Genomic DNA, 1,973 nt, shown 5'->3' with positions numbered 1-1,973 from the left:
CACGGCGCTGGTGCTGGCGCACTGCGAGGTCGACGAGAAATCCAACGAGATCCCGGCCGCTCAGGCGCTGCTCGCCGAACTCGGCTTGGCTGGCCACTTGGTCACGCTCGACGCCCTGCACTGCCAGAGAAAACCTTCGAGCTCGGCGCCAAGGCCGGCGCCGACCTGATCATACAGGTCAAGGACAACCAGCCCACCCTGCATCAGCAGGCCAAGGACCTCTGCGCCAGCGCCGCCCCGCTTTCCGCGGCCAGTAGCCGTGATCGGGGGCGCAACCGCCAGGAGGAGCGCAGCGTCACCGTCTTCGATGCCGCCGCCGCCTTCACCGACACCGAGTGGGCATCCCTCATCGGTGCCGTGATCCGCGTCGAGCGCGACGTCCTCGCCCGCAGCGCCAAGACCGGTCGCTGGAGCCGCTCCTCCGAGACCGCCTTCTACCTCGCCACGACCGCGATCCCAGCCGTTCGCGCTGCCTCTGCCATCCGGGACCATTGGAAGATCGAGAACACGTCGCACTACACCCGCGACGTCACCATGGGCGAGGACCGCTCCCGCATTCGCTGCAATCCAGGCCTCTTCGCCCGCCTCCGCAGCTTCGCCTTCAACATCCTCAAGTCCAACCGCCGAAGCTCACTCCCGCAGGACCGCTACCGCGCCGCCATCGGTGGCGTCGATTACCTCCTCGGCCTCCTCAACATTCCACAGCGTTGAACAGCCCTGGGACGGCTTCATGGCTGAACACGAGGCCGCGCTGGAGAAACATCTCGGCCAGGTCGCGCAGGGTCAGCCGGTAGCGAAGGCGCCACAGCACCACGAGGGCGATTACGTCCGAGGGGTATTGCATGTGGTTCAGCAGCCCGCCGCTGCGCTCGTTGTACTGCTTGCCGCAGTCGCGGCAGCGGAACCGGCGGTAGCCCCGGGCTGTCTGCTCCGGCCGCTCCGTCACGGCGGCGGAGCCGCAGGCCACGCAATCCATCTCTGACGCCATTCCGCTGGTCCCGGATCTTACCCGCGGTACCCCGCCAGGCCAAACGGGGCCCTTGGCGCGAGCACTGACAGAACCCCGGCCGCGACGCGGCGTCGGCGGTGCTGACGAGCTCCCTGCCGTCGAAGCGATAGGCCCCGGTGTAGCAGCCCGTTGACGAACTCGGCCTGACTTGATTCCGTCGCAGCAGGACGCGAGCGGCGGGTGTGGCATGGCGCTGGGACGGCACAAGGGCCGGCAATCGGAACTGCTGGTGACCTGGGCGGAGATGCCGCGCTCGCCAGGGCACGCGTTCTACGACCGGCTGCAGGCCGAACTGCTCAGCGCCGGGTTCGACGCCTTCGTCGAGGGCCAGTGCGCGCCCTACTACGCGGCGCGGCAGGGCCGGCCCTCACTGCCGCCCGGACGGTACTTCCGTATGCTGCTGGTCGGCTATTTCGAGGGGATCGACAGCGAGCGCGGGCTGGAATGGCGCTGCGCCGACAGCCTGTCGCTGCGCGAGTTCCTCCGCCTCGGCGAGCGCGAAGCAGTGCCCGACCACTCCTGGCTGAGCCGTACCCGCGCCCGTCTGCCGATCGAGGTGCATGATGCGGTGTTCACCTGGGTGCTGCAGCGCCTCGCTGAGCGCGGCCTGGTCAAGGGTGAGCGGATCGGCGTCGATGCCTCGACCATGGAGGCCAACGCCGCCCTGCGGGCGATCGTGCGGCGCGACAGTGGCGAGAGCTACCGCGAGATGCTGGTGCGCATGGCCCAGGAGAGCGGCATCGAGACGCCGACGGCCGAGGACCTGATCCGGCTGGACCGCAAGCGCAAGGGCAAGACGCTGTCCAACGCCGAGTGGGAGAGCCCGACCGATCCGGATGCGCGCATCGCCAAGCTGAAAGACGGCCGCACACGCCTGGCGTACAAGCCCGAGCACGCTCTGGATCTCGACACCGGCGCGGTAGTCGCGGCCGAGATGCACAGTGCCGACCGTGGCGACACCGCC

3 protein-coding genes are annotated in these 1,973 nt (G+C 68.9%); 2 read left to right on the top strand and 1 reads right to left on the bottom strand.

The window, feature by feature from the left end; all coding sequences use genetic code 11:
• Positions 1-21: 21 nt before the first annotated feature.
• On the top strand, positions 22-711 hold the full coding sequence (locus tag Q7A36_RS39535; RefSeq protein WP_370655805.1) for an ISAs1 family transposase: 690 nt from the start codon (positions 22-24) through the stop codon (positions 709-711).
• Here the strand turns inward: Q7A36_RS39535 and Q7A36_RS39530 are convergent.
• On the bottom strand, positions 692-988 hold the full coding sequence (locus tag Q7A36_RS39530) for a hypothetical protein (protein WP_305109273.1): 297 nt from the start codon (positions 986-988) through the stop codon (positions 692-694). The two genes, Q7A36_RS39535 and Q7A36_RS39530, sit on opposite strands and share 20 nt — an antisense overlap.
• Before the next feature lie 208 nt (positions 989-1,196).
• On the opposite strand from Q7A36_RS39530, the gene Q7A36_RS39525 reads away from it, so the two are divergent.
• Positions 1,197-1,973: transposase (locus Q7A36_RS39525; protein WP_305109272.1), on the top strand; the 777-nt coding region annotated here is incomplete at its 3' end.

The organism is Paracraurococcus lichenis (assembly GCF_030657435.1).
GTDB classification, from domain to species: Bacteria; Pseudomonadota; Alphaproteobacteria; order Acetobacterales; family Acetobacteraceae; genus Paracraurococcus; species Paracraurococcus lichenis.
This window is presented reverse-complemented; position numbering and strand designations above follow the sequence as displayed.

Bases quoted from the DNA above. Each gene is read 5' to 3' on its own strand.
- Q7A36_RS39530 (WP_305109273.1), bottom strand. From the start codon at position 988: ATGGCGTCAGAGATGGATTGCGTGGCCTGCGGCTCCGCCGCCGTGACG.